Origin of the sequence: Mesorhizobium silamurunense, from assembly GCF_014843905.1 — a bacterium.
GTDB classification, from domain to species: domain Bacteria; phylum Pseudomonadota; class Alphaproteobacteria; order Rhizobiales; family Rhizobiaceae; genus Mesorhizobium; species Mesorhizobium silamurunense.
The window spans coordinates 1-24,404 of the sequence record NZ_LPVS01000092.1 but is presented as its reverse complement, the minus strand read 5'-3'; the positions used below and the strand labels follow the sequence as shown (position 1 = coordinate 24,404).

General features: G+C 64.6%; 25 protein-coding genes and 1 pseudogene. 14 read left to right on the top strand and 12 right to left on the bottom strand.

Annotation, left to right across the window (positions count from 1 at the left end; genetic code table 11):
- Positions 1 to 104 precede the first annotated feature (104 nt).
- Positions 105 to 1,796: an FAD-dependent oxidoreductase gene (locus AU465_RS27400; protein ID WP_192255145.1), complete on the top strand. Its 1,692-nt coding sequence runs from the start codon at positions 105 to 107 to the stop codon at positions 1,794 to 1,796.
- Positions 1,796 to 2,101, top strand: a complete 306-nt coding sequence (locus tag AU465_RS27395) for a UBP-type zinc finger domain-containing protein (RefSeq protein WP_192255143.1) — start codon at positions 1,796 to 1,798, stop codon at positions 2,099 to 2,101. Before AU465_RS27400 ends, AU465_RS27395 begins: the two co-directional genes overlap by 1 nt.
- 1 nt (position 2,102) lies before the next feature.
- On the opposite strand, the gene AU465_RS27390 is transcribed toward AU465_RS27395, so the two are convergent.
- On the bottom strand, positions 2,103 to 2,285 hold the full coding sequence (locus AU465_RS27390; RefSeq protein ID WP_192255266.1) for a hypothetical protein: 183 nt from the start codon (positions 2,283 to 2,285) through the stop codon (positions 2,103 to 2,105).
- 331 nt (positions 2,286 to 2,616) lie between these two features.
- Between AU465_RS27390 and AU465_RS27385 the strand changes: the two genes are divergently transcribed.
- A complete protein-coding gene (locus AU465_RS27385; protein ID WP_192255141.1) occupies positions 2,617 to 3,432 on the top strand; it encodes a glycosyltransferase family 2 protein in 816 nt (271 codons plus the stop codon).
- On the opposite strand, the gene AU465_RS27380 is transcribed toward AU465_RS27385, so the two are convergent.
- Positions 3,429 to 4,211 (bottom strand): hypothetical protein, encoded by a 783-nt coding sequence (locus AU465_RS27380; protein WP_192255139.1) that lies wholly within the window; start codon positions 4,209 to 4,211, stop codon positions 3,429 to 3,431. The genes AU465_RS27385 and AU465_RS27380 overlap by 4 nt on opposite strands.
- A 224-nt stretch (positions 4,212 to 4,435) precedes the next feature.
- Here AU465_RS27380 and AU465_RS27375 point away from each other — a divergent pair, with 224 nt between their 5' ends.
- Positions 4,436 to 5,392 carry a polysaccharide pyruvyl transferase family protein gene (locus AU465_RS27375; protein WP_192255137.1) on the top strand — a complete coding sequence of 319 codons (957 nt, stop codon included), beginning with the start codon at positions 4,436 to 4,438 and terminating at the stop codon, positions 5,390 to 5,392.
- Positions 5,393 to 5,457: 65 nt separating this feature from the next.
- Here the strand turns inward: AU465_RS27375 and AU465_RS27370 are convergent, their stop codons facing one another.
- The 4 genes from AU465_RS27370 to AU465_RS27355 form a co-directional block, all read right to left on the bottom strand.
- Positions 5,458 to 6,264, bottom strand: coding sequence for a maleate cis-trans isomerase family protein (locus tag AU465_RS27370; RefSeq protein ID WP_192255135.1), 807 nt, complete (start codon positions 6,262 to 6,264; stop codon positions 5,458 to 5,460).
- A 13-nt stretch (positions 6,265 to 6,277) separates the two neighbouring features.
- Entirely contained in the window at positions 6,278 to 7,519 is a 1,242-nt protein-coding gene (locus AU465_RS27365; RefSeq protein ID WP_192255133.1) for a D-amino acid dehydrogenase, read from the bottom strand.
- Positions 7,520 to 7,594: 75 nt separating this feature from the next.
- Positions 7,595 to 8,764 (bottom strand): trans-sulfuration enzyme family protein, encoded by a 1,170-nt coding sequence (locus tag AU465_RS27360; protein WP_192255131.1) that lies wholly within the window; start codon positions 8,762 to 8,764, stop codon positions 7,595 to 7,597.
- Positions 8,761 to 10,197, bottom strand: a complete 1,437-nt coding sequence (locus tag AU465_RS27355; RefSeq protein ID WP_192255129.1) for a pyridoxal-phosphate dependent enzyme — start codon at positions 10,195 to 10,197, stop codon at positions 8,761 to 8,763. The genes AU465_RS27360 and AU465_RS27355 overlap by 4 nt, the downstream gene beginning before the upstream one ends.
- 275 nt (positions 10,198 to 10,472) lie before the next feature.
- Here AU465_RS27355 and AU465_RS27350 point away from each other — a divergent pair, with 275 nt between their 5' ends.
- Complete coding sequence (locus AU465_RS27350; RefSeq protein WP_192255127.1) at positions 10,473 to 11,243, top strand: type 1 glutamine amidotransferase domain-containing protein; 771 nt, start codon at positions 10,473 to 10,475, stop codon at positions 11,241 to 11,243.
- A 3-nt stretch (positions 11,244 to 11,246) separates the two neighbouring features.
- Here the strand turns inward: AU465_RS27350 and AU465_RS27345 are convergent, their stop codons facing one another.
- Entirely contained in the window at positions 11,247 to 12,581 is a 1,335-nt protein-coding gene (locus AU465_RS27345; RefSeq protein ID WP_192255125.1) for an FAD/NAD(P)-binding protein, read from the bottom strand.
- 512 nt (positions 12,582 to 13,093) lie between these two features.
- Here AU465_RS27345 and tauA point away from each other — a divergent pair.
- From tauA to AU465_RS27320, 5 genes and pseudogenes are all read left to right on the top strand, one after another.
- Positions 13,094 to 14,107 carry a taurine ABC transporter substrate-binding protein gene (tauA, locus tag AU465_RS27340; protein WP_192255124.1) on the top strand — a complete coding sequence of 338 codons (1,014 nt, stop codon included), beginning with the start codon at positions 13,094 to 13,096 and terminating at the stop codon, positions 14,105 to 14,107.
- Between the two features lie 155 nt (positions 14,108 to 14,262).
- Positions 14,263 to 15,036, top strand: coding sequence for a taurine ABC transporter ATP-binding protein (locus AU465_RS27335; RefSeq protein ID WP_192255122.1), 774 nt, complete (start codon positions 14,263 to 14,265; stop codon positions 15,034 to 15,036).
- Entirely contained in the window at positions 15,033 to 15,893 is an 861-nt protein-coding gene (locus AU465_RS27330; protein ID WP_192255120.1) for an ABC transporter permease subunit, read from the top strand. Before AU465_RS27335 ends, AU465_RS27330 begins: the two co-directional genes overlap by 4 nt.
- 20 nt (positions 15,894 to 15,913) lie before the next feature.
- The gene (locus AU465_RS27325) at positions 15,914 to 16,114 is read left to right on the top strand and encodes a hypothetical protein (RefSeq protein WP_192255118.1); all 201 of its coding nucleotides are present in this window, start codon (positions 15,914 to 15,916) and stop codon (positions 16,112 to 16,114) included.
- 41 nt (positions 16,115 to 16,155) lie between these two features.
- A pseudogene (locus tag AU465_RS27320) lies at positions 16,156 to 17,086 on the top strand (TauD/TfdA dioxygenase family protein).
- 349 nt (positions 17,087 to 17,435) lie between these two features.
- Here the strand turns inward: AU465_RS27320 and AU465_RS27315 are convergent.
- A complete protein-coding gene (locus tag AU465_RS27315) occupies positions 17,436 to 17,621 on the bottom strand; it encodes a hypothetical protein (RefSeq protein WP_192255114.1) in 186 nt (61 codons plus the stop codon).
- A gap of 308 nt (positions 17,622 to 17,929) precedes the next feature.
- Here AU465_RS27315 and AU465_RS27310 point away from each other — a divergent pair, with 308 nt between their 5' ends.
- From AU465_RS27310 to AU465_RS27300, 3 genes are all read left to right on the top strand, one after another.
- Positions 17,930 to 18,292, top strand: coding sequence for a septal ring lytic transglycosylase RlpA family protein (locus tag AU465_RS27310; RefSeq protein ID WP_192255112.1), 363 nt, complete (start codon positions 17,930 to 17,932; stop codon positions 18,290 to 18,292).
- A gap of 279 nt (positions 18,293 to 18,571) precedes the next feature.
- Positions 18,572 to 19,849, top strand: coding sequence for a polyhydroxyalkanoate depolymerase (locus AU465_RS27305; protein WP_192255110.1), 1,278 nt, complete (start codon positions 18,572 to 18,574; stop codon positions 19,847 to 19,849).
- A gap of 191 nt (positions 19,850 to 20,040) precedes the next feature.
- Positions 20,041 to 20,658 (top strand): transglutaminase-like cysteine peptidase, encoded by a 618-nt coding sequence (locus AU465_RS27300; RefSeq protein ID WP_192255108.1) that lies wholly within the window; start codon positions 20,041 to 20,043, stop codon positions 20,656 to 20,658.
- A gap of 193 nt (positions 20,659 to 20,851) precedes the next feature.
- Here AU465_RS27300 and AU465_RS27295 read toward each other — a convergent pair whose 3' ends face one another.
- Genes AU465_RS27295 through AU465_RS27280 form a run of 4 tightly spaced genes read right to left on the bottom strand, consistent with a single transcriptional unit; the run spans position 20,852 to position 23,601 of the window.
- Positions 20,852 to 21,217 (bottom strand): helix-turn-helix domain-containing protein, encoded by a 366-nt coding sequence (locus tag AU465_RS27295; RefSeq protein WP_192255106.1) that lies wholly within the window; start codon positions 21,215 to 21,217, stop codon positions 20,852 to 20,854.
- A gap of 27 nt (positions 21,218 to 21,244) precedes the next feature.
- Positions 21,245 to 21,769 (bottom strand): Smr/MutS family protein, encoded by a 525-nt coding sequence (locus AU465_RS27290; protein WP_192255104.1) that lies wholly within the window; start codon positions 21,767 to 21,769, stop codon positions 21,245 to 21,247.
- Positions 21,766 to 22,872, bottom strand: coding sequence for a murein transglycosylase A (gene mltA / locus AU465_RS27285; RefSeq protein WP_192255103.1), 1,107 nt, complete (start codon positions 22,870 to 22,872; stop codon positions 21,766 to 21,768). Before mltA ends, AU465_RS27290 begins: the two co-directional genes overlap by 4 nt.
- A gap of 21 nt (positions 22,873 to 22,893) precedes the next feature.
- Positions 22,894 to 23,601 (bottom strand): Tim44/TimA family putative adaptor protein, encoded by a 708-nt coding sequence (locus AU465_RS27280; protein WP_192255101.1) that lies wholly within the window; start codon positions 23,599 to 23,601, stop codon positions 22,894 to 22,896.
- Between the two features lie 203 nt (positions 23,602 to 23,804).
- Here AU465_RS27280 and AU465_RS27275 point away from each other — a divergent pair, with 203 nt between their 5' ends.
- Positions 23,805 to 24,302 carry an FxsA family protein gene (locus AU465_RS27275; protein ID WP_192255099.1) on the top strand — a complete coding sequence of 166 codons (498 nt, stop codon included), beginning with the start codon at positions 23,805 to 23,807 and terminating at the stop codon, positions 24,300 to 24,302.
- The last annotated feature ends 102 nt before the right edge of the window (positions 24,303 to 24,404 follow it).

Sequence of the window (24,404 nt, the reverse complement as noted above, 5' to 3'; positions counted from 1 at the left end):
CCAACTGTAGCAAGAGCGAAGGGCGGAAAGGGCGAACCTCCTCTTCCGGCCAGGCGCCGAACAAACCGCTTCAAACCCGGCGACCGGGACGGTACGGTCACGGCATGGCCCCTTCCGTCAGCCCGACCATCGCCGCCCGCCGCGACCAGATGTTTCCCGTCCTGACCGACGCGGACATCGAGCGCATGCGCCGGTTCGGCGAGGCGCGCCCCTATGCTGCCGGCGAGCATATCGTCACCGCCGGCACGGTCTCACCCGGGCTGATCGTGATCCTGTCGGGCAAAGTCGACATCACGCAGGCCGGCGGGCTCGGCCCTCGCGCGGCGATCATCACTCACGGCCCGGGCAATTTCATCGGTGAGCTGGCGCAGCTTTCGAGCCGCCCGTCGCTGGTCAATGCGGAAGCGATCGAGCCGGTCGAGGCCATCGTCATCCCCTCGCAACGCCTGCGCGACCTGATGGTGCAGGAGGCGAACCTTGGCGAGCGCATCATGCGGGCGCTGATCCTGCGTCGTGTCGGTCTGCTCGAAAGCGGCATCAGCGGGCCGATCATCATCGGACCTCCCGGCAATGGCGATGTGCTGCGGCTGCAGGGGTTTCTCACCCGCAGCGGCCAGCCGCACCGGGCGCTCGATTCCGAAACCGATCCTTGCGCGAAGACGCTGATCGAGCGCTTTCATGTCGATCCGCACCATCTGCCGATCGTGCTCTGCCCGAACGGCAAGCTGCTGCACAATCCGGGCGAAAGCGATCTCGCCCGCTGCGTCGGCCTGCTGCGGCCGATCGATGCCGGTAAAATCTACGACGTGGCCATTGTCGGCGCCGGACCCGCGGGGCTTGCCGCAGCGGTCTATGCCGGCTCGGAAGGGCTGTCGACGATCGTGCTCGACTGCCGCGCCTTCGGCGGGCAGGCGGGCGCATCCTCGCGCATCGAGAACTATCTCGGCTTTCCGACCGGCATTACAGGCATGGCGCTGATGGCGCGCGCCTATAATCAGGCGCAGAAGTTCGGCGTCGAGATGGTGATCCCGGACGAAGCGAAGCTGCTCGGCGCAGACGGCGACGGCGCACGCTACAGGCTCGATGTCGGCGACGGCGAGGCCGTGCGTGCGCGCACGGTGGTGATCGCGAGCGGGGCGCGCTACCGCCGCCTCGATATCGCGAACCTCGCGCAATTCGAAGGCACGTCGGTGCACTATTGGGCCTCGCCCATCGAGGCGCGGCTTTGCCGGGACCAGGAAGTGGCGCTGGTCGGCGCCGGCAATTCGGCCGGCCAGGCGGCAGTCTATCTGGCCAGCCAGGTACGAAAGGTGACAATGCTCGTACGTCGCGACAGTCTCAACGAGACCATGTCGCGCTATCTCGTCGAGCGCGTCGAGGCGCAGCCGAACATCGAGGTGCTGACGGAGACCGAGATCGAGGCGCTGGAGGGACATGAGGGCAACCTTGACCAGCTGCGCTGGCGCAACCAGGCTACCGGCGTCAAGACGACGCGGCCCATCCGCCACCTCTTCCTGTTCATCGGCGCCGACCCGAATACCGACTGGCTGGCGCGCTGCAACGTGGCGCTCGACGCCAAGGGTTTTGTCCGAACCGGACCGGATGTGGCGCCCGGCCACGGCCTGATGGAAACGAGCCGCAGCGGCGTCTTCGCCATCGGCGACGTGCGCTGCGGCTCGACGAAGCGCGTCGCGGCCGCCGTCGGCGAAGGCGCCCAGGTGGTGGCAGCGCTGCATGCCTATCTTGCGCGGAACGGCGGCCGCGCCAGTCATCCCGAATTGGTCAGGAGATCGTGATGGACGAATGCAGGCATACCAGCGACATCGAGGACGTGACGCCGAGCGCGCTCGGCTGCGAGGAATGCCTGAAGAGCGGTTCCTGGTGGGTGCATCTCAGGCTCTGCCGCACCTGTGGCCATGTCGGTTGCTGCGACGACTCGCCCAACCGCCACGCGACCAAGCATTTTCATGCCACCCAGCATCCGATCATCGAAGGCTACGACCCACCGGAAGGCTGGGCATGGTGCTATGTCGATGAGGTTTTCATCGACCTTGGCGAGCGCACGACGCCGCAGAACGGTCCGATCCCGCGCTTTTATTGAGTTACTTCACCGAACTGGTGACAGTCCGGTCGATGGCGCCGGGATCGCGGTCGTTGCCGGCGAGCGCGCCTATGATCAAAAGACTGACAATGATCGGCACAAACAGGATCGCCACACGCGCCTGCACGTAGAAGATGGCGCGCCATTCATTGCGCTTTTCGGGGCTGTCGTTCATCGCGCTCACTCTGTCATGCCTCCCGAGGGCGGGACATAGTAGCGAAGCGTTAAACAACCCCTTCCGGAACCGTTAACCCGGCAATCTCGGAAACCGGCGATCAGCTGGTCGGCAAGCCGCCTTGGCAGTTCGCCCGATCCGATGTCCTATAAATAAGCGAATTCTAATTATATTGACGAAGGCAGTTCGACACCAATAGAAAGCGAACGGGGTTTCTTTGTGGGGTGTGGGGGATGCTTGGGGGGATGGTGCGCGCAATATTTGCGCGCGAAAGGCTGCGTTGTCGCGGCCTTATCCGAAACATTTTTGATCAACGCGAAGAAACGGCAGGGGCGTTTTCATGACCCCGGCCGGTGCTGTATCGGTTTCGGTGATCGTCAATACTTACAACTGGCCGGAGGCGCTAAGGCTCAGCCTCCAGTCGCTCGCCGGCCAGACCGAACGTTGCTTTGAGGTTATCGTTGCCGACGACGGTTCGCGCCCGGGCACGGCCGACGTGGTCAAGGCCTTTGCCGGCTCTTCATCGGTCCCCGTCAAGCATGTGTGGCATGAGGATGTCGGCTTTCGCCGCGCCGCAATCCTCAACAAGGCCATAGCCGAGGCGTGCGGCTCCTATCTGATCTTCATCGACGGCGATTGCATCCTGCAGCCGGATTTCGTTGCCCAACATTGCGCGCTGGCCAGGCTGAACCACCTCATCACCGGCAGCCGCATTCTGCTTGGTCGGAAATTCAGCAAGCAATTGCTGGCCGCAGGGACATGGGACTACCAAGTCTTCCGTCGGAACATCCTGCGCCACCGCCTGAAAGGCGACATTTCCAAGATCGTCGCGTTTTTCGTGCGGCTGCCCTGGCGGCCAATGTCGGATTATCGCTCCTTCGTCTTCCGGCGCATCAAGGGCTGCAATCTCGCCTGCTGGAAAAGCGACGCGGTTGCCGTCGGCGGCTTCGACGAGACCTTCACGGGCTGGGGCTCGGAGGACATCGACTTCGTTTTTCGCCTGCAGGACAGGGGCATCATCCGGCGCGCCGGCACGTGGGCGACGGAGGTGCTGCATATCTGGCACAAGCAGGCCGATCCGAGCCGCGCCGCGGTAAATCTGAAGATCGTGCGCGACAGGATAGAGGCGGCCCGCCTTCGCAAGAACGCCGCTTAAATGCCGAACTCGGCGAAAAGCTTCGCCAGCGGCGAACCGGGCGGGGGTGGACCGTGCTTCAGATCTCGCAGCATCTCGTTCCACAGATGCAATGTCAGCGTGTCCTCGCGCAGGACCGCGTCCAGCGAGAACGTCGGATCGTAGACAGAACGTGCCTTGCCGAAATGGAGCGGGTAAAAGACGTGCCGCGGCAGCGCCCGCTCGAACAATCCGTGCTTGCGCGCCAGCGCCGTCAGCGCGTTGGGGCCGAAGGTTCCCCAGGGAAGATCGGCCGGCCGCACCGGGAGGCCGAGGAGGCGCCTGAACCGGGCCTTGCGCGCCCGGTTCAAGCGCGTCCAGGGCGGGAAATAGTTATTGCGGAACAGGCCTGCCAACTCAACCGTCACCGGCAAGCCGGCATCGAGATAGAGAACGGCGCCATTGATAGTGGTCTCATCCTCGAGCCCGAACAGGCATGTCCCTTCAATAGTCACCGGCTTCAAGCAAACTATGTCGAGGTCGGACCAAAGCCCGCCAGAAACCAGCTGCAGCCGGTAGCGGAAATAGTCGGAAGCCAGAGCATACGAGCCGGTCTTGCTGTGACGAAGGCGCTTTATATCGGCAAAGGGAACGCAGCGTCCGCCGTCGACCAAATCGACTTCGCGCGGCACATTGGCGACCGGCTGGTAGGCGTGAAGGCGCACCGCGTGGCCATGAGCGAGCCAGGAGGCGATGGACAGCAACTCAATGCGACCGAGCCCATCGCCGATCCACAGCATGTTGACCGTTGGGGCTGCCAATATTGCCTGCCTTCTCGTCTTTCTCTATGCGACGCAGAAGCGCCTAGCACACTTGCAGAAAGACCGCTGTCTAGTAGATCTCGAAAGAAACTCAAAACCTTATGTCGCTGCTCAGCCGTAAATGCCGATCCTTCAACCGTCGTCACAGATTGCTTAGGCGCACCGCCGCCTCGCCCCTTACGCTTGTCTGGTGGGGAAGCTTCGAAGGCGGCGGCGGCGCGACTGTGGGCGATCTGCATGCGGTGGAGAATCTTTCCGCGGCGCTGCGCCAGGCCGGCCATGACCATGACGTTCTGAGCCATCCGGCCCTTGGCATTGCCGGCCACCGTCAGGTGAGGGACCTGTTCGACATGCGCTGCGAAATCGAAACGCTGGTGTTCGTCTGCGGCCCGATCGTTCAGACCGACGAATTGGTCGACCTGCTGGCCGTGCACCGGAAGGCGAGGAAGATCGCCGTTGGCGTCAGCGTCATTTCCCGGCACCGGGACATGGCGGCGCGCTTCGAGGCCGTATTGGCGCGCGACGGTCTGTCGAGACAATCCTTCGATCTCGCGATTTCGCATTCTCTGCCTTGCGCGGTACCACCACCCGGCAAGCGGCTGAAAGCCGGGCTATGCTTCCGTGGCGACCAGCGGGATTACGGCAATGGCATGAGCGAATGGGCCAGGGCTGAACGGCTCTTGTTGCAGCTCGCCGAAACCTTCGGTCTCGATACCGAGCCGATCGACACAGTGTTGAGGCCGGGGAACGAGGCAGCGAAGATCGAGCGCCAGTTCGAGATCGTCGATCTCGTCCTGACGACGCGGCTGCACGGTTCGCTTTACGGACTCTCGAAAGGTAAGCCGGTGATCGCCATCGACCAGATCAGGGGGACGGGCAAGGTGAAACCGATCCTCAACCGCATCGGCTGGCCGCTCGCCTACTCGATCGAGGAAGCCAATGAAGCTCTGCTCGCCGGCCAGATGCGCCGGATTCTGGCCGAATGGCTGGTCGAAGCGGTGACCACTTCGCAGGCGACGATCCTGGACCTATCTTCCAGGGCTCGCGCCGATGCCGTGGCGCTGATTGGTCGGCGAGGTCACGCCGAAGCACGAACGCCCGCCGACCGGGCTAGCCTGCCTGACACGTCGCTAGGGTCGGTCGGCTCCGTGGTCGACGGGGTGGTGAGAATAGAGCCCTAGCCCAGTGAATTAGGTCCGCCTCGCCGCTCTCCAATCGGGAAGCGTACGATCGTGCGTCCTTGACCTCAGCTGGCCGGCAGCGCGAACAGCCTGCCGCCGGCCGGCACGACGTCGTCGATGCCGGCGAGCCGCAGGCAGTGCCAGGCCATGGCGTGGTTCGAGGAGGTGACAGGAATGCCGATCTTCCGTTCCAGCCCGGCCACCGCCTCGGCGACGCGCAGGCTGGTGCAGGAGATGAAGATCGCGTCCACGCCAGGCGCCGCCGCCATGCGCTCGGCCGCGGCCTCGATCGAGGCGAGCGAGATGCGGGCCGCCTCGCGGTCGTCGCGCCGGTCGAAGGTGGCGACGGCGGCGATGTCGAGGCCCCTGCTGGTGAAATAGGTGACGAGGCCCCGGTTGATCTCGGGCGCATAAGGGGTCAGCAGGCCGATGCCCTTGGCGCCGAGCGCCCTGAAAGCGGCAAGCGCGCCGGTGACCGGCGTGGTGCAGGCGACGCCCGGCCGCGCCTTCCTGATCTCGGCGAAGACGGCCTCCTCGCCGAGCGTCATCGTGGCCGAGGTGCAGCCGAAGCCGACGACGTCGAGCGGAATGCTGGGCAGGATGAGTTCGACGGTCGGCGCGATCCGCGGGCCGATGGCGCGCAGCGTGTCGGGCGTGATGTCGTTGTCGTTGAAAAGACGCGCTTCGTAGAAGGCGACGCCCGGAATGCGCACCAGGGCGCGGAATTCATGCTCCAGCGTCTGGTCGGTGGCGAGGACCGCCAGGCCGATCGCCGCGCGCGAGGCAAGGCCGCCATCGAGCTCCGACGGCAACACGCCCAGATCGACAGGTTCTGGTGCCAGAGGGACAGAGGCGGCGAGTCCGGCAGACATGGCATTCCCCTTTTCAGTTGAGCAGCCCATCCATCGAGATGGCAGGCTGGCGGCCGGCGATCAGATCGGCGGTGATGCGGGCAGAGCCATGCGACATGGTCCAGCCGATATGGCCGTGCCCGGTGTTGAGATAGAGGTTGCCGAGGCGCCGCCGCCCGAATTCGGGCAGGTTGTTCGGCGTCATCGGCCTGAGGCCCGCCCACATTTCGGCGCGGTCGTAGTCGGCGCCTTCGGGGTAAAGCTCCTGCGTCACGCCCTTCATGAAGGCGAAATCGGCCGGCTTGTGGCTGGTGTCGTAGCCGGCGAATTCCGCCGTGGCGGTGACGCGGATGCGGTCGCCGAAGCGCGAGATGGCGACCAGATTGTGCTCGTCGACGGAGGCGATGGTCGGCGGATGCGGCCGGTTGCCGACGGGAATGGTCAGCGAATAGCCCTTGATCGGATAGATCGGCAGGCCGATGCCGATCGTTTTTGCGATGAGCGGGCTGTAGGAGCCGAGCGCCAGCACATAGGCGTCGCCCTTGATGCTCCCCTTGTCGGTCAGCACCTGGGTGACGCCGTCGCCCGAGGTCTCGATGCCGGTGATGGTGGTGCCAGCGCGGATTTCGCCGCCGCGCTCGACAATTTTCGCCGCCAGCGCCCGGGTGAACTTCGCCGGATCGCCGGTCTCGTCGGTCGGGCAGTAGATGCCGCCGGCTATCCTGTCCTTCGCCGAGGCCAGCGAGGGGTCGAGCGCGACGACGCCGTCGCGGTCAAGCACCCTGATCTCCTGTCCGTCCGATTCCAGCAGCTTCATGTGCTCGACGCCTTTGTCGAGCGCCTGCTGGCTGCGGTGGAAATAGACGATGCCGCGATCGTTGCGGTCATAGTCGATCTGCTCGTCGGCAATGACCTCGTGCAGTACCGATTGCGAATAGGCGGCAAGGCGATGCTTGAGAAGCGTGTTGCGCCTGGCCTTCTCGGCCGTGCATTCCATCAGGAACAACCAGGACCAGCTGTAGAGCCTGGGATCGGCCGACAGCTTGAAGCGCAGCGCCTGGTCCTTCAGCACCAGCGACTTCAACAGGATCATCGGCGCCTTGGGCGAGGACCAGACGAAGGAATGGCCGGGCGCGATCATGCCGGCATTGCCCCAGCTGGTCTCGGCGGCGACCTGAGGCTGGCGCTCGAGGATAACGACCTCGTGCCCGTCCTTCTGCAGCTGATAGGCGGTGGTGACGCCGACCACGCCGCCACCCAACACGATCACGCGCATGACGCCTCCGGAGATCGCAAGCCGGCACAGTTTAAAGGGTAATCGGAAATTGCAAAGCCGGGACTTATGGGCCAGTCAGCCCTGCAATGCCTGTTCCAGATCGGCGATCAGATCATCGCCGTCCTCGATGCCGGCCGACAGCCGCACCAGCGAATCGGAAATGCCGATGGCGCCGCGTTTTTCGGCCGGAATCGAGCCATGCGTCATCAAAGCCGGATGCTCGATCAGGCTTTCCACGCCGCCGAGGCTCTCGGCCAGGGTGAAGAGCTGCGTGCGCTCCAGGAAGCGCTTTGTGCCGGCAAGGTCGCGGTCGAGATCGACCGAGATCATGCCGCCGAAGGCGTGCATCTGGCGCTTCGCGATCTCGTGCTGCTGGTGACTGGCGAGCCCTGGATAGATGACGCGGCGCACGTCCTTCCTGCCTTCCAGCCACTGCGCGATCTTCAGGCCGTTTGCCGAATGGCGCTCCATCCTGAGCGCCAGCGTCTTGATGCCGCGCAACGCCAGAAAACTGTCGAACGGGCCGGAAATGGCGCCGATGGCGTTCTGCAGGAATTTCAGCCGGTCGGCGAGGTCGTTGTTGTCGCCGACGACCGCCACGCCGCCGACCATGTCGGAATGGCCGTTCAAGTATTTCGTCGTCGAATGGACGACGATGTCGATGCCGAGCTCCAGCGGCCGCTGGATATAGGGGCTGGCGAAAGTGTTGTCGGCGACGGTGAGCAAACCTTTGCGTTTCGCGAGCGAAGCGAGGCCTTCGAGATCGACGATGCGCAGCAGCGGGTTGGTCGGCGTCTCGACCCAGAGCAGTTTTGTCTCGGGGCGGATCGCGGCGTCGACGGCGGCCAGGTCGGTGAAGTCCGCAAAACTGACCTGAAGGCCTGCCGAGCGCTTGCGCACCCGCTCCATCAGCCGGGACGAGCCGCCATAGATGTCGTCGGTGGCGACGATGTGGGCGCCGGCGTCGAGCAACTCCAGCACGGTCGAGATCGAAGCCAGGCCGGAGGCGAAGGCGAAGGCTTTCGTGCCGCTTTCGAGATCGGCCACGGCGCGCTCGAAGGCGAAGCGCGTCGGGTTCTGGCTGCGGGCATATTCAAAGCCCTTGTGCACGCCGGGCGACTGCTGGCCGTAGGTCGAGGTGGCGTAGATCGGCACCATCACCGCGCCCGTGGTCGGGTCGTGGCTCTGGCCGCCATGGACGGTGCGGGTGGAAAAAGCCAGGCGGTTCCTGCCGGATGTGGTCATTTTGCGCGGCGCCTCAGATGGTTGATCAGGTCGATACGGGTTATCAGGCCGATGAACTCTTCGCCATCGAAGACGATGGCGACCTCGTTGCGGTCGAAGACGGGCAGCAGCGCGTCGAGCGTCTGGCTGGCCTGCAGCGTGTGGAGCGTGGCGGTCATGGCCGTGCGCACCGGCGCGTTGAAGCGGTCCCAGCGGCCGTCATAGGGGCCGTCGACCTTGGCCAGGATGTCGCTCTCGTCGACGATACCGACCAGCTTGCCCTCGTCGAGCACCGGCAGCTGCGAGACGTCGGAGCGGCGCATGCGGCCATAGGCGTTGAGCAGGCTTTCGTCCGGGCCGACCCAGACCGTGTCGCCTGTGCGATGCGAGCGCATGACGAGGTCGCGCAGGTCGCCATGCTGCTCATGCTCGTCCAGGCCCTGCTCGGCCAGCCAGATGTCGTCGAACACCTTCGACAGATATTTGTTGCCGCTGTCGCAGACCAGCGTGACGACGCGCTTGGCGGTCGTCTGCTCGCGGCAATAGCGAAGCGCGGCCGACAAAAGCGTGCCGGAGGACGAGCCGGCGAGGATGCCTTCCTTCGACAGCAGGTCGCGCACCGCCAGCATGCTTTGCTTGTCGGGGATGGAATAGGCCTTCTTCACCAGCGACAGGTCGGCGTTGGGCGGCACGAAGTCCTCGCCGATGCCTTCGACGGTCCAGCTGCCGGCCTCTTCCATCTTGCCGGTCTTGATCAGCGGCGCCAGCACCGAGCCGACCGGATCGGCAAGCACCATCTCGGTCTTCGGCGAATGCCTGGCGAAATAGCGTCCGAGGCCGGTCAGCGTGCCGCCGGAGCCGACGCCGACGACGACCGCGTCGACGTCGCCGTCGAGCTGGGCAAAGATTTCCGGCCCGGTGGTGGTTTCGTGCGCGAGCGGATTTGCCGGATTGGCGAACTGGTTGGCATAGAAGGCGCCCGGCAGCTCGGCGGCGATCTTCTCGGCCATGTCCTGGTAATATTCGGGATGGCCCTTGCCGACATCGGAGCGGGTCATGTGCACCTCGGCGCCTAAAGCGCGCAGATGCTGGATCTTTTCGCGCGACATCTTGTCGGGCACGACGAGAATGATGCGGTAGCCCTTGGGGATGCCGACCTGGGCGAGGCCGAGGCCGGTGTTGCCGGCGGTCGCCTCGACGATGGTGCCGCCGGGCTTCAGCCTGCCGTCCTTCTCGGCCGCCGCGATCATCGACAGCGCGATGCGATCCTTGATCGAGCCGCCGGGGTTCTGGCTTTCCAGCTTGATGAACAGCCGGCATTTGCCGGTGTCGAATTTGGTCAGCTCGACGACCGGTGTCTGGCCGATCAGGTCGAGCACTGAGGCGTAAGGCGGCCGCAACCGCGCCAGAGTGTTTTCCGCGCCGTTCGGCGCCGCTTTCCTGTGCACGCTCATCTCGGGCCCTCCATGGAAGCAAGTTCGACGCGGGGTGACTGACAATCTCGCGCATGATGCCGGCCGGAATCCATTCCGGCTTCACGCATCATGCACGAGCGTCTTTTCCAGCCCTTTGCCTCCGGAAAGAAGATAGATCGTGCCAATCCGGGGGCGAGTGGGGGAATGGAATTTCAAGACTGGGAGGCAACCAGCCGCGCAAGGGGCGACCCGGCCATATGGCCAGATTGCAGCGTCCGGCTTTGTCGGCAAAAGCTTCATAAGGGAGAGCGAAGATGAGCGTACGCGATGCCAATCCGGTCAATGCGCGCAAGCCCAGGCGCGTGGCGATCGTCATCGCCAATCCGGCCATCTCGACCACGACCGGCTGGCCGGTCGGCTTCTGGTGGAGCGAGCTCACCCATCCCTGGTTCGCCTTCACCGAGCGCGGTTACGAGGTCGAGATCTTTTCGCCGGACGGCGGCAAATGCGAGGCCGACGCGCTGAGCGATCCGCGCGATCCGTCGGGCTATTCGGAGACCGACCTCATTTCGCTCGGCTTCATTTCTAGCCCGAAACTGGCGGCCCTGGTCGACAATACGCGACCTGTGGCCGAAATCGACGTCGAGCGCTTCGACGCGATCGTCGTCGCCGGCGGCCAGTCGCCGATGTTCACTTACGAGCGCGCGACCGGGCTCCAGCAAGTATTCGTCGCCTTCCATGATGCAGGCAAGGTGGCCGCCGCGCTTTGCCATGGCACCGCCATCCTGCGCTACGCCATGCGCGCCGACGGAACGCCGCTTGCCGCCGGCAGGACAGTGACGGGCTTTGCCAATGTCGAGGAGGATTTCGCCGACAACGCCACCTGGGAGATGGGTGCGCTCGAACGCGGCAAGCATCTGGTGCCATGGCGGATCGAGGACGAGCTCAAGGCGATCGGCGCCAACTATGTCCAGGCCGGCCTGTGGCGCGGCTTTGCCGTGCGCGACGGCAATCTTATAACCGGCCAGCAGAATTTTTCCGGCGCCGAAACCGCGCGGGTCGTCTGCGAGGCGCTTGGCGGCTGATGCCTAACCCAACAACTGCTCGCTCAGCCTGGCGCACTGGACGCGGATGTCCGGGATGGCGTCGATCTCGAAGAAGGTGCCGCGCGTCAGCGGTCCGACGGCGAGGAGCTTCGACGACACCGTGCCGTCGGCCGCGATCAGCTCGCATCTGGCGGTGACGTCGAGGCCGAGGCGCAGCGGGTCGGGACGCGCCAGGGCGCGTTCGACCAGCGAGCGCACGACGCCGTTCGAGGTCTTCGAGATGTCGCGGGCAATGCCCATGCAGTCATAGATACGGGCGACCTCGAGCGTTTCGAGCGCCTGCGTGCCGCGCTGCTGGATCGTGACGGTGAAGCCTGGCTCGATGTCCACGACCCGGCCGGCGACGAGGCGGATGCGGCCAGAGCCGACAGCTTCCGTGACACGCTCATAGACTTCCGGCGCCATGCGATGGCGATGAATGTCCCACCAGGCCTTGGTGTGCTCGACGAAGCGGCGTTTCGCCGAGGACGGCCAGTTCTGCCAGATCTTTTGGTTGAAGGGTCTGAGGCCGTCGACCACGTCGCGCCAGTCGCCCCCGGCCTTCTGGTTCTCGCGGATCAGGTTGCGGAACCAGCCGACGAAATAGGAAAGCTGGGTGCCGAGCGGAATGTCGGCGACGTCGAGCTTGATCGGATTGCCCTTGCGGTGCGGCGAGGGCAGCAGGCCGCGCCGCGACACAGCTATGATCTCGCCGCGATGGCCGCGCTGCTCAAGCGACAGGAAGGCGTCGACCATGCTGAGGCCCGTGCCGAGCACGAGGACCGTGGCCTCGGGGTCGAGCGCGGTGTCGGCCTCCGAACCCATCCGGATGGCGCGGCCCTGGAAGGCGCCCGGCTGCTCGTCATGGCCGGTGGCGAGCACGGCGAGATGGCCGACGACGCTGGTGCCGTTGGCCAAGGCCACCTCGACGCCCGACGGGGTCGGCGAGATCGACAGGCTCTCCTCGCGGATCAGCCGCAAGCGACCGCTCTCGCGCTCGCGCTCCTCGAGATCGTCGAGCAGCTCCTTCAAGTAGCGGGCATAAAGGCTGCGCGGCGCGTAGAACGGTCCACGGTCCGGCTGGGCGAGGCCGCGCTCCAGCACCCAGCGCGCGAAATTGCCCGGGTCGTCGGCATAGGCGCTCATGCCGGAAGCGTTGACATTGAGCACATGCGCGGAGAGCAGCGTCGAATAGGCCATGCCCTGGCCGAAATGCGGTCGCTTCTCGATCAGCGTGACGCGCAGATCGGGGTTCGGCGATTTCAAAAGATGCGCGGCCAGCACGACGCCGCTGGCGCCGCCGCCGACAATGATGATGGAGTTGCCGCGTCCAACCATGGCTGAAATTCAGGAGCTATCGAGGGGCCGCGACCGAGCCTAGGCGGCCAGCGCCGGCCGCCATGACGCAGCCAATGCCGCAGCCGTCAGGCTGGTGCCGCGAACGACTGGCGGTATGCGGTTCAGGTGGTCGCGCATCGTTCTCTCTCCCTAATGTTGATAAGATTACTATACTAACCCGTTCGTACACGGAACCTCGTTTCAATTCCGCCGCTATCTGGGGCACGGATTTACCTGGGAAAGCTGACGGGAGGATTTTCGTTCGCTGCGGTGCTTCATCGCGCCAACCCGACAACGTCGGATGGATTGCTCCGCCACTCTCCGAAGCTGGGTCTCAAGATCCTCAGCCCACCCAGCCATCCACGACCGTCCTTTTGCGCTTCTGCCGCCGGTACCTAGCGACACTTTTCCAACAAAAGCCGTTCGGTTGGAAGGATTTAACTCTACAAACCCGATAGAATTAACCGACGATAGAAAGGCAATCCGGTTTTCTCTTTTGGTGGGAGCCTTTCATGTCAACCATTTCACGACGCATTCTGCTTCTGTCATCCGCCGCACTCGCGGGCGCTGCTTATCTCAGCCCGGCCGCGGCGGAGGATCTCAAGATCACCATCGGCTACCAGACGGTGGTCGAACCCTCGAAAGTGCCGCAGGCCGACGGCGCCTATGAGAAAGCGACCAAGGCCGCGATCGACTGGCGCAAATTCGATTCCGGCGCCGATGTCATCGCGGCGATCGCTTCCGGTTCGGTCGATATCGGCTATGTCGGCTCGAGCCCGCTGGCCGCGGCCGCCAGCCGCGAGCTGCCGATCCAGACCATCTTCGTCGTCGGGCTGATCGGCCCGTCGGAGGCGCTGGTCGCCCGCAACGGCGCCGGCATCGAGAAGGTCGCCGACCTTGCCGGCAAGAAGGTGGCGGTGCCTTTCGTGTCGACCACGCATTACAGCCTGCTTGCGGCGCTGAAGCATGAAGGCGTCGATCCGAAGTCGGTCGAGATCCTCAACCTCAGGCCGCCGGAAATCGCTGCCGCCTTCGCGCGCGGCGACATCGACGCCGCCTATGTCTGGGATCCTGCGCTCGGCCAGATAAAGACGTCCGGCAAGGTGGTGCTCGATTCCGCGCAGGTGGCGGCCTGGGGGGCGCCGACCTTCGACGCCTGGATCGTGCGCACCGACTTTGCCGACAAGCACCCGGAAGCGGTGCGCGACTTCGTCAAGGTGACCGGCGAAGCCTACGCCAAGTTCCTGGCCAAGCCGGACGCCTGGTCGGTGTCGTCGCCAGAGGCCGGCAAGATCGCCAAGCTCACCGGCGCGAAGCTCGAAGAAGTGCCGGAACTGCTCAAGGGCTATGTCTTCCCGCCGCTCGAAGAGCAGGCCTCGGACAAGTTCCTCGGCGGCGCCACGGTCAAGGCGGTCGCGGCGACGTCCGCCTTCCTCAAGGAGCAGGGCAAGATCGACGCCGTGCTGCCCGATTACTCGAAATACGTGACGACCAGATATGCCAGCGAGGCGCTCGCCTCGAACTGAGCTTTTCTCCACGCAATTCCGGAAGGAAGACCGCCTTTCCTGGAATTGCTCGGAAGCGCGGCCCTCTTCCCTGGCCTTGCGCTTGCCTGTCCCGGGACCGCTTACGAGGAGCGGCCTCGGGGCAGGCCCCTCGTTCGACGGAGGCCTGGATCCTGATGCCGCATCTCGCCCTCGACAAGGTCAGCGTCCACTATGACGGCCAGCCGGAACCGGCGGTCGAGCGTGTCTCGCTCGACATCGGCAAGGGCGACTTCGTTGTGCTGGTCGGCCGCTCGGGCTGCGGCAAGACCTCGCTGCTCAACGTCGCCGCCGGGCTGGTCGAGCCCGCGCGCGGCCGGGCCACGATCGCCGGCCGGCCGATCACCGCGCCTGGACCCGACCGCGCCGTGGTCTTCCAAAACGATGCGCTGTTTCCCTGGCTGACCGCGCGCGAGAACGTCGCCTTCGCGCTCAGACTGCGCGGCGTGAGCGCCAACAAGCGAGCGCGGCGCGCCGACGAATTGTTGTCGCTGGTCAAGCTCAACGGCGCCGGCGACAAGCGCATCTGGGAGCTTTCCGGCGGCATGCGGCAACGCGTCGGCCTGGCGCGCGCTTTAGCCGCCGAGCCGGACTTCCTTCTGCTTGACGAGCCACTCGGCGCGCTCGATGCGCTGACGCGCGAACGCATGCAGACGACGCTGCTCGATCTCTGGGCGGCTGCCGAAGTCGGCGTGCTCATGGTCACGCATGGCATCGAAGAAGCGCTGGTGCTCGCCACGCGCATCGTCGTGCTGGCGCCGGGCCCCGGCCATGTGGTGGGGACATTCGAAACGCATTTCGGCCGGCGTTATGCCGCCGGCGAGCCTATTCGCGCGATCAAGGCGGATCCGGCTTTTGCCGCAGCCCGCGCGGACCTGACCGATGCGATCTTCGAAGGAGAAGCGGCGTGAGCGTCGGCAGCTATAGCGAACGGCCCGGAGCGAAAGCCGAGGAGAATGACGGGTTTTCGGTGCCGTGGTCGCGGCCACGGCCGAAGCGGACGGGCATCTCGGCGCGGCCAATCAGCGTCATCACCATCCTCATCCTGCTGGGCGCCTGGACATTGTCGGCCCGGCTGCAGCTCGTCTCGCCGGTCTTCCTCCCCTCTCCCGCCGCCGTGTGGGCAAAGTTCGTCGTGGTCGTCCGCGACGGTTTCGTCTACGCGACGCTGCTTCAGCACGTCACCGCCAGTCTAGGCCGTGTGTTCGCGGCGCTGATCGTGGCGATCATTGTGGGCGTTCCGGTCGGGCTCGCGATCGGCATCAGCAAGGTCGGGCGCGGCGTGTTCGATCCGCTGCTCGAATTCCTGCGGCCGATCCCGCCGCTCGCCTACCTGCCGCTGATCGTCATCTGGTTCGGCATCGGCGAGCCGTCGAAAATCCTGGTGATTGCGATCGCCATGCTGGCGCCGGTGGCGCTGTCGACCGCCGCCGGCGTGCGCGGCGTCTCGCGCGAACGCATCGACGCGGCGCGTTCGCTGGGCGCGACGCGGCGGCAGGTCGTGCGCCACGTCATTTTGCCCAGCGCCTTGCCCTCGATCCTAACCGGCCTGCGCATCGCGCTCGGCGCCGGCTGGTCGACGCTGGTGGCGGCCGAACTGGTGGCGGCGACGCGCGGGCTCGGCTTCATGATCCAGTCGGCGGCGCAGTTCCTGGTCACCGACGTCGTGGTGATGGGCATCCTGGTGATCGCGACCATCGCCTTCGCGCTGGAATTCGTCATCCGCAGGGTCGAACGGGCGCTGGTTCCCTGGGCGGGCAAGGATTGAGCGAAACAAGGAGAATGACGATGACGCATTCCACCGCGGTGCTTTTCGCCCAGGTCGGCAACTGGCTGCTTGCGAGACCACAAGAGAGAAAAACGCCGGAGACGGGGCAGTCGCAAGGCGATCCGAAATCGCCGGCACCGGTGCGGCTGGACGCCGAGCGCGACCGCCTGCCGCCGCGCGACGAAAGTTTCTACTGGGCCTGGCAGTACTGGTCGCAGTGATCAACCCCCGTCCTTCCCCAATCAGCAACGAGGAGATACCCATGAGCAACCTGGACCCCGTCGACCAGATCATTCCTGCGAGCGATGTCATTCCGCTCAGCGCCCGTGTACGGGGCAGAAATCAGGGGCGTTCGCCTTGGCGGAAGCCTGTCCGATGCCATTATCGCGGCGATCAATCAGCTTCTTTTGCAGCACAAGGTCGTCTTCTTCCGCGGCCAGGAGCATCTCGACGATTCCGAGCATGAACTTTTCGCGCGGCGCCTCGGGAACCTTGTGCCGCATCCCACCCAAGGGCCGGTATCGGGCACCGCCTCGATCCTCAATCTGGACTCGAGCCGCGGCGGCGGCCGCGCCGACCAATGGCACACGGACGTCACGTTCGTGGATGCCTATCCGAAGTTCTCCGTCCTTCGTGGCGTCGTCATTCCCGCGGCCGGAGGCGATACCATCTGGTCCAACACCCATGCCGCCTATGAAAGCCTGCCGGCGCCGCTCAAACTGTTGGCGGACAATCTCTGGGCCATTCACAGCAATGCCTACGACTACGCCGCCGTGCGGCCTCGCGCCACCGCCGAGGAAAAGAGACATTTCGAGGAGGTCTTCACCTCGACCGTCTACGAAACCGAGCACCCTGTCGTGCGCGTGCATCCGGAAACCGGGGAGCGATCGCTGCTTTTGGGCAACTTCGTTCAGCGCTTCGTCGGCCTGTCGAAGAGCGACTCCTCAAAGCTCTACGAACTGTTCCAAACCTATGTGACCACGCCTGAGAATACTGTGCGGTGGCGGTGGCAGGTCGGCGACGTGGCGATCTGGGACAATCGCGCCACCCAGCACTATGCGGTGAACGACTATGGCGACCAGCAGCGGATCGTGCGCCGCGCCACCGTCGACGGCGACGTGCCGATCAGCGTCGACGGACGCCGCAGCGTGACTCACGTCAAGACGGCCAAGCCGGCGGCGAAGGCCGCGTGAAGGCTGCCAGGGCGCCGTTCGTCCGGCTGGATGTGGCGCCAGGTGACAAATCCTGGAGATTTGCCCAGCGTTGCGCGGTGAAGACACTTCGAAACGTCGGCGGGACAGCACCCCCCTCTGTCCTGCCGGACATCTCCCCCGCAAGGGGGGAGATTGGCAGTTCCGCGCCCCGCTCATTCTGCAACGTTGGAGATTGGCGAAACCCGACGTGACAGCTGATCTCCCCCCTTGCGGGGGAGATGGCCGGCAGGCCAGAGGGGGGTGCGAAGGATCACTGCAGATCTCACCTTTGTACCGCCGCATTCCTCGACCAGGTCGCGGCGGCGCGTCGGCTCGCAACTGCTGCCCCTCAGTTGCGCGAGCGGTTCGCCCAGCGCAGGCCCAGCAGGCCGACCAGCACGGTGACGAGCCCGATATAGAGCCATTCCCTCTGGCCGGTCATGAAGCTGCCCTGGACCAGCCCAAGGCCCTGCAGCGACCACCGCACACCGAGCGCCAGCACAAGCAGCGCCAGCAAATTCCTGATCAGTCGCATCAGCGAGATCCCCCCGGAAAGTCGATCCTTCACCGAAATGCACGCGCAATAAAGGAGCGAAAGGAAGCGAAGCAATCGCTTCTCTCTTCTACTTGCGGACTGACGGCCGATCCTACTCAGGACTTCCCGTAAATCGGCGCGATCTTCACAAAGAATACGTCCGCGCACGCCGGAAATGTCATGACAAACTGTTTCGCGGCGACTCCAAACGTGTGCACTTGCCATGGAACCGCCAGACGGTTGCCGCATTTCCTGCCTCATTCGGCACATACGGCGGGTTGTCTATAAATGGAGCCCACCCCTAAAAGATGAAGAAAACCAACCGCACCGCGCTTGTCGCGGTAACGATCGCGGCTGGCCTGATGGCTGGCGCCTCGACCGCCTCCTCGGCTGCCGCGCAATGCGGACGCGCCTCCTGGTATGCCCTGCATTCGAGAACCGCTTCCGGCGAGCGCATGAACCCCGCCGCGCTGACCGCAGCCCACCGCAGCTTGCCGTTCGGCACCAAGCTCAGGGTCACCAACAAGAACAACGGCCGCAGCGTCGTCGTGCGCATCAACGATCGCGGGCCGTTCATCAGGGGCCGCGTGCTCGACCTCTCCCGCGGCGCCGCCAGCCAGCTCGGCTTCATCGGCTCGGGCCACACCGCAGTGTGCATGGCGCAGGTATGATGTATTTTCTCGGACCATGACCTTTCCGAACCGTAGTTCGGGATCATGGTCTGAGTGTCCGGCAGAGGGGCCGGACATATTTCCTACACATTTCGGCACCGCACCCTAAGCCGGCTCTGCCGTCAGGTGCCGGTTTTCAACAGTTTGGACGAAAGCAGCATAAGTCACGCAAGTTGACGTATTGCATCGCAATAATATGTTGTTAACCTCACTGCGAGACATTCAAGGCTCGGCGCTGCTCGTCGTCCCTTTGGTCGCCAAGCAGCAGCGGGGTCGTCGATGTTCTACCAGCTCTACGAAATGAACCATGCGGCGCTGCAGCCCGCCCGCTTTTATGCCGACGCGGTGCGGTTCTTCTACTCGAACCCGCTCAATCCGGTCTCGCACACGGCACTCGGCCGTTCGGTCGCGGCGGCCGCCGAACTCTTCGAGCGGACGACGCGCCGCTACGGGAAGCCGCAATTCGGCCTGACCAAGACCGTGGTCGACTGGAAAACCGTCGACGTCACCGAAAAGACTGTCTGGTCGAAGCCTTTCTGCAATCTCACCCGTTTCGAGCGCTCGCTGCCGGCGGGCCGCAAGCCAGACCCCAAGCTTCTGATCGTGGCGCCGATATCCGGCCATTATGCGACATTGCTGCGCGGCACGGTCGAGGCGATGCTTCCTCACGCCGACGTGCACATCACCGACTGGGTCGATGCCCGCATGGTGCCGCTGTCGCAGGGCAGCTTCGATCTCGACGACTATATCGACTACATCGTCGAGATGTTCCATGCGCTGGGCCCCGACACCCACGTGATGGCGGTCTGCCAGCCCTCGGTGCCGGTGCTGGCGGCGGTGGCGCTGATGGAAAAGCGCGGCGACCCCTTCGTGCCGTCGACCATGACGCTGATGGGCGGCCCGATCGACACCCGCCGCAACCCGACCGCGGTCAATCTCCTGGCCGAGGAAAAGGGCATCGACTGGTTCCGCGACAATGTCATCATGCAGGCGCCCTGGCCGGTGCCGGGCTTCGGCCGCGACGTCTATCCCGGCTTCCTGCAGCTTTCGGGCTTCATGAGCATGAACCTCGACCGCCACATCATCGCCCACAAGGACTTCTTCATGCACCTTGTGAAAAACGATGGCGACAGCGCCGAGAAGCACCGCGACTTCTACGACGAATATCTGGCGGTCATGGACCTGACGGCGGAGTTCTATTTGCAGACCGTCGACACGGTGTTCGTGCGCCACGCTTTGCCGAAGGGCGAGATGACGCATCGCGGCGAGGCCGTCGATCCCAAGGCGATCCGCAATGTCGCCCTGTTCACCGTCGAGGGCGAGAACGACGACATTTCCGGCCTCGGCCAGACCCAGGCCGCGCATGACCTTTGCGTGAACATCCCTTCCGACCGGCAGGCCCACTACATGCAGCCGGCCGTCGGCCATTACGGCGTCTTCAACGGCTCGCGGTTCCGGTCGGAGATCGTGCCGCGCATCGTCGACTTCATCACCAGCTATGGCCGCCAGACCCGTGTGGCCGCGAAGCCGAAGCTGGTCCGCTCCGCCAAGGGCTGAGCGAAGGCGAGACACGAACCAGCCGCCGCATGGCGGCTTTGCTCGCTTGCCGGACAGCTCTGTTGCGAAATAGCCGCTGTCGAGATTGCCGAAGTAACCATGCGTCAAACTAGCCGTTGTCTCTAATTGACACGGACTGTAAATCCCCTTTAACGTTTCGTTAATAAAAGAACAGGGTGGACCGGGGGACAATGAACTCCTCACCGATGGCGTGGACGCTGCGCTTGTGTGCAGTCGCAGGGCTGGCGATTTCGGCCCATTGGGCGGTGCCGGCATGGGCGGCGGGCCCCATGACCACCGGCGGCCTGACCTCGCAGCCGATCGGACACTATGATTTCTGCAAGGCGCATCCGAGCGAGTGCAACATTCGCCCGGCCAATCTCGCGCCGGCCAAGTTGACCGATGGGCTCTTGCGCAGGCTGATCAGCGTCACCGCCAGGGTCAACGCCGCCGTCAAGCCGATGAGCGATCTCGACAATTACGGCAAGGACGAGGTCTGGACCTATCCGGACAACGGCTTTGGCGACTGCGAGGACTATGTGCTGGAGAAGCGGCGCGAGCTCTACCGAATGGGCGTGTCGCTTGCCGATCTCCTGATCACCGTCGTGCGCAAGCCCGACGGCGAAGGCCATTCCGTGCTGACAGTGCGCACCGACAAGGGTGACTACGTCCTCGACAATTTGACCGACAAGGTCAAAGCCTGGGACGCGACCGGCTACCGCTACCTGAAGCGCCAGGCGATCGACAACACCGGCCGCTGGGTCTCGATCCGCGATGGCCAGCAGGTGCTGGTCGGCTCGGTGCAGTAGAAGGCAGACTCCGCCTTCACGGCGCGCGAAGCGGTTTCATCGTACGTCTTTAGATATCGCAGGCCGGCGCTGCCCCTCATCTGGCTGCCGCCATCTTCTCCCCGTAGAACGGGGAGAAGGACGCTCGCGCCGAGGATTTCGCCAATTGCCAACGTTGTAGGAAGGCGCCGACTTCGCCTCCGGGTCCTGTCAGCTACCCTCGGCCAAGGGCCGCGCGGATCGAGGCGCTAAGACGGCGCAGCTCCGCCTCATCCAGCTTCTCGATGCTCTCGGCCAGAAGATTGGCCAGCTCGGTCGCGGCGGGCGACAGGCCGGACGTGTCGATCCTGACCCTCGGATGCGACGTTTCGGCGAGGCGGGCGAGGTCCTCGGCGTCGTCCCAGATGATGTTGAAATAGCCGATAATCTTCTGGATCAGCGTCCAGGTCGGGGCGCCGCGCCGGCCATGCTCGAGCGCCGACAGATAGGCGGCGCTGACGCCGATGGCCTCAGCCATCGCCTTCTGGCTGACGCCGCGCTCGGCCCGCAACGCCCTGAGCCTTTCACCGAACGGGGTCATGCCATCGCCTTACTCATGACCGCATCCTCATGCGCGCGTCCGCCTCAGCCGGACATAGAGCGCGCCCGAACCGCCGTGGTTGCGGGCGGCATGGTCGTGGCTGGAGACCAGGTGCCGGAAAGCCGGCGTCGACAGCCAGTGCGGCACCGAGCGCCGCAGGATCCCGTCGCCGCCGGAGGACGAGCCCTTACCGGTGATGACCAGCACATAGCGGACGCCGCCGGCATGCGCGCGATGCAGGAAGGTGAGGAGCAGCGAATAGGCCTCGTCCTGCGTCATGCCATGCAGGTCGACGCGGCCCTCGATCGGCAACCGGCCTTTTTTCAGCTTATCGAGCGTCTGGTCGTCCAGCGCATGCGAGACGTGCTGCGGCTTCGGCTTCGCGGCCGTGGCCGCAATACCGTTGACCGGCGCGGGCGCCGGCGCCGGCTTCGGCTCGACGATATCGGGAATCTCGGCCGCGGCCTTGCCTTTCAGCGGCCGCGTCGTGCGCGCCACCAGGTTCCAGAGGATGCGGTCGTCCTCGCTGAGCGTGTCGTCGCGGCGGATCACGCGCGCCTCCCGTTAACCAGCCCGCGCGGGACCAGCGCGTAGAAATCGGCGGCGTTGCGCACCACGCCGGCGATCTCGCCGGCGGCGGCACCCGACCCGGCAAAGAGATCTCCCCGCGCGGGTCCGGTGATGGCCGAGCCGGTGTCCTGCGCGATCATCAGCCGCCGGAACGGTTTTTGCTCGAAGGCGCTGAGCGTCGGCGCATCGATAAAGAAGGGCGTGCCGAATGTGTGCAGCAGCCGATCGACCGCGACCGAGCGGCCGGGCGTCAGCGGCACCTTGGCGGCGGCGATGGGGCCGAGTGCCGGATCGTCGACCGGCGCCTCACGGAAGAAGATATAGGAGCGGTTCTGCCAGAGGATCTCGTCGACGCGATCGGGATGCGCCTTGAACCAGGCGCGGATCGACTGCATCGTTACTCTTTCCAGCGGAATCTCGCCGAGCTCGCTCAGGATCCTGCCGGGGCCGGCAAAGCGCTGGCCGGACTTGGCGGCATAGGTGACGCGGCGGAGCCTGCCGTCGGTCATCCTCAGCCGCGCCGCGCCCTGCACATGGATGAAGAAAGCGTCGACCTTGTCGGCGAGCCAGGCAATCTCGAGATTCCGGCCGGCGAGCGCGCCGCGCTCGATCTCGCCGCGATCGAAATATTCGACAGGGTCTGCCGGCATGTCGCGCGCGAAGGAGAGATAGGGATCCATCCCGGCCGGACGGTTTTTATCGTCGATGTCGATCAGGTCGGCGGGGCGGGAAAGCAGCGGCACCGTGAACCGCTCCGTCCTGACCGGCGAAGCCTCGACCTCCGGCTCGTAGAAGCCGGTGACGAGGCCGGCGCAGCCGTTTTCCGCCGCCACCGAAGCGGGAACGAAATGGCGCTCGAAGAAAGACCGCGCCTCGGACCGATGCGCCGGCGAAACGGAGCGCGCCTCGGCATAGGCCGCCGCGAAAGCGTCGAACGCGACGCCGAGCGAACCGGTGCGATAAGGCTTGGTCAACGCATAGAAAGCGGAACGTTTGAACGCCGCGAAAGCGGCGAGGTGGTCGTCCTCGCCCCAACCCCGGAGGTCGCTGAACGATTTTTCGCTGAATGTAGGAGAGAGCGGCACGACTGGCCCCGCCGCTTTATCTCAGTCTTCTTCTTCCGTGGCGACCAGCTTCCAGTTCGGATCCCGCGACCGGGTATCGCGGAAGAAGGTCCAGACGTCCTTGACCTCGGCGACTTTCTCGGGATCGCCGTCGATGACGGCGCCGACCTTGTCGCGGGTCGCCGAAATCAGCTCGCTGACGATGCGCAGCGTGATATGCGCCTCGGTGCCCTTCATCTCGGCGGCGACTGCATCGACCTTGTCGATGCCGACGAAGGAAGACTGGATCTTCTCCGATTTCGCCTCACGCTCGCCGATCGCGGCGACGAAGCTGTCATAGACCTCGCGCGACAACAGGTTCTTCAGCGTCTTGCGGTCGCCATCGGCAAAGGCCATGACGATCATCTCATAGGCCATCTTGGCGCCGTCGATGAAGGTCTTGGGGTCGAAGGACGGGTCGTTGTCCTTGATCGTGCGCAGGCCCTTGTTGAGATCCGTCTCGGGCTTGGCGAAGGCGTCGATCGCGGCATAGGTCTCGGCCGCCGTCTCACCCGGCATGCGCTTGCGCGGCAGCGACACCACATTCTCGGACTTCTGCGCCGCGTCCTGCTCGCGCGTGCGGCTTGCCGAATAGGGATCGAAGGGCGGGCGTTCGTTTCCGGTGCGACGTCCCAGCACGTTGCGCAGCTGGAAGAAGATCACAACCGCCGCAATCAAGAAGAAAATCGTGCCGAAGTCGAAGAAACCCATATCTTCCGCCAATTCGATCCCTGTCCTGGCCGGACCACCAGAGCCTCTAGGGTGGCGGCGGTCGCATAGCGTTCATTACCCAAAGCATATAGAACGGCGGGCGCAATCATTCAAATCAAAGCCAGCCATACCTATCTAAAGACCCCAGTGCCAGCGGCGATTACCCGCGGGGCCTCTAAAAGAAGAAAGCGATCGGTCAACACTTGCGAATTTCACTCTTCCCACTGTTCCTGCTCCTGCTGCCGCTTCTGGAGATCGCCGGCTTCGTCATCGTCGGCCGCGAAGTGGGCGCTTTGGCGACGGTCGGGCTCGTCATCCTCTCCACCATTGCCGGCAGCCTGCTGCTTCGGCACCAGGGTTTCGGGGTGATGGCGCGGGTGCGGGCGGAAATGGATGCCGGGCGCGATCCCAGCCGCCAGCTTGCGCATGGCGCGATGATCGTGCTGGCGGCGATCCTGCTCATCATTCCAGGCTTCATCACCGACATTGCCGCCATCCTGCTGCTCCTGCCGCCGGTGCGCGATCTCGCCTGGCGCCTGCTCAAGAACCGCATCGTGATGGCGACGAGCTTCAGCGGCGGCTTTTCAGCCCGTCGGCGCGACAAGGTCATCGATCTCGACGACAGCGATTATTCGCGTGAGGACGACTACAAGCGCGGGCCGGACCACAACTCCCCTTGGCGGCGGCTGAAAGACGACTAGTACCGTTTCACAGTGATTGTGACTCTTTGAGCGTTTGCGGATAGGCGCGGCCCGCTAGGGTCAGGACTCATTGATCCAGAAGATGAAGGCTGCAGCGAAGGC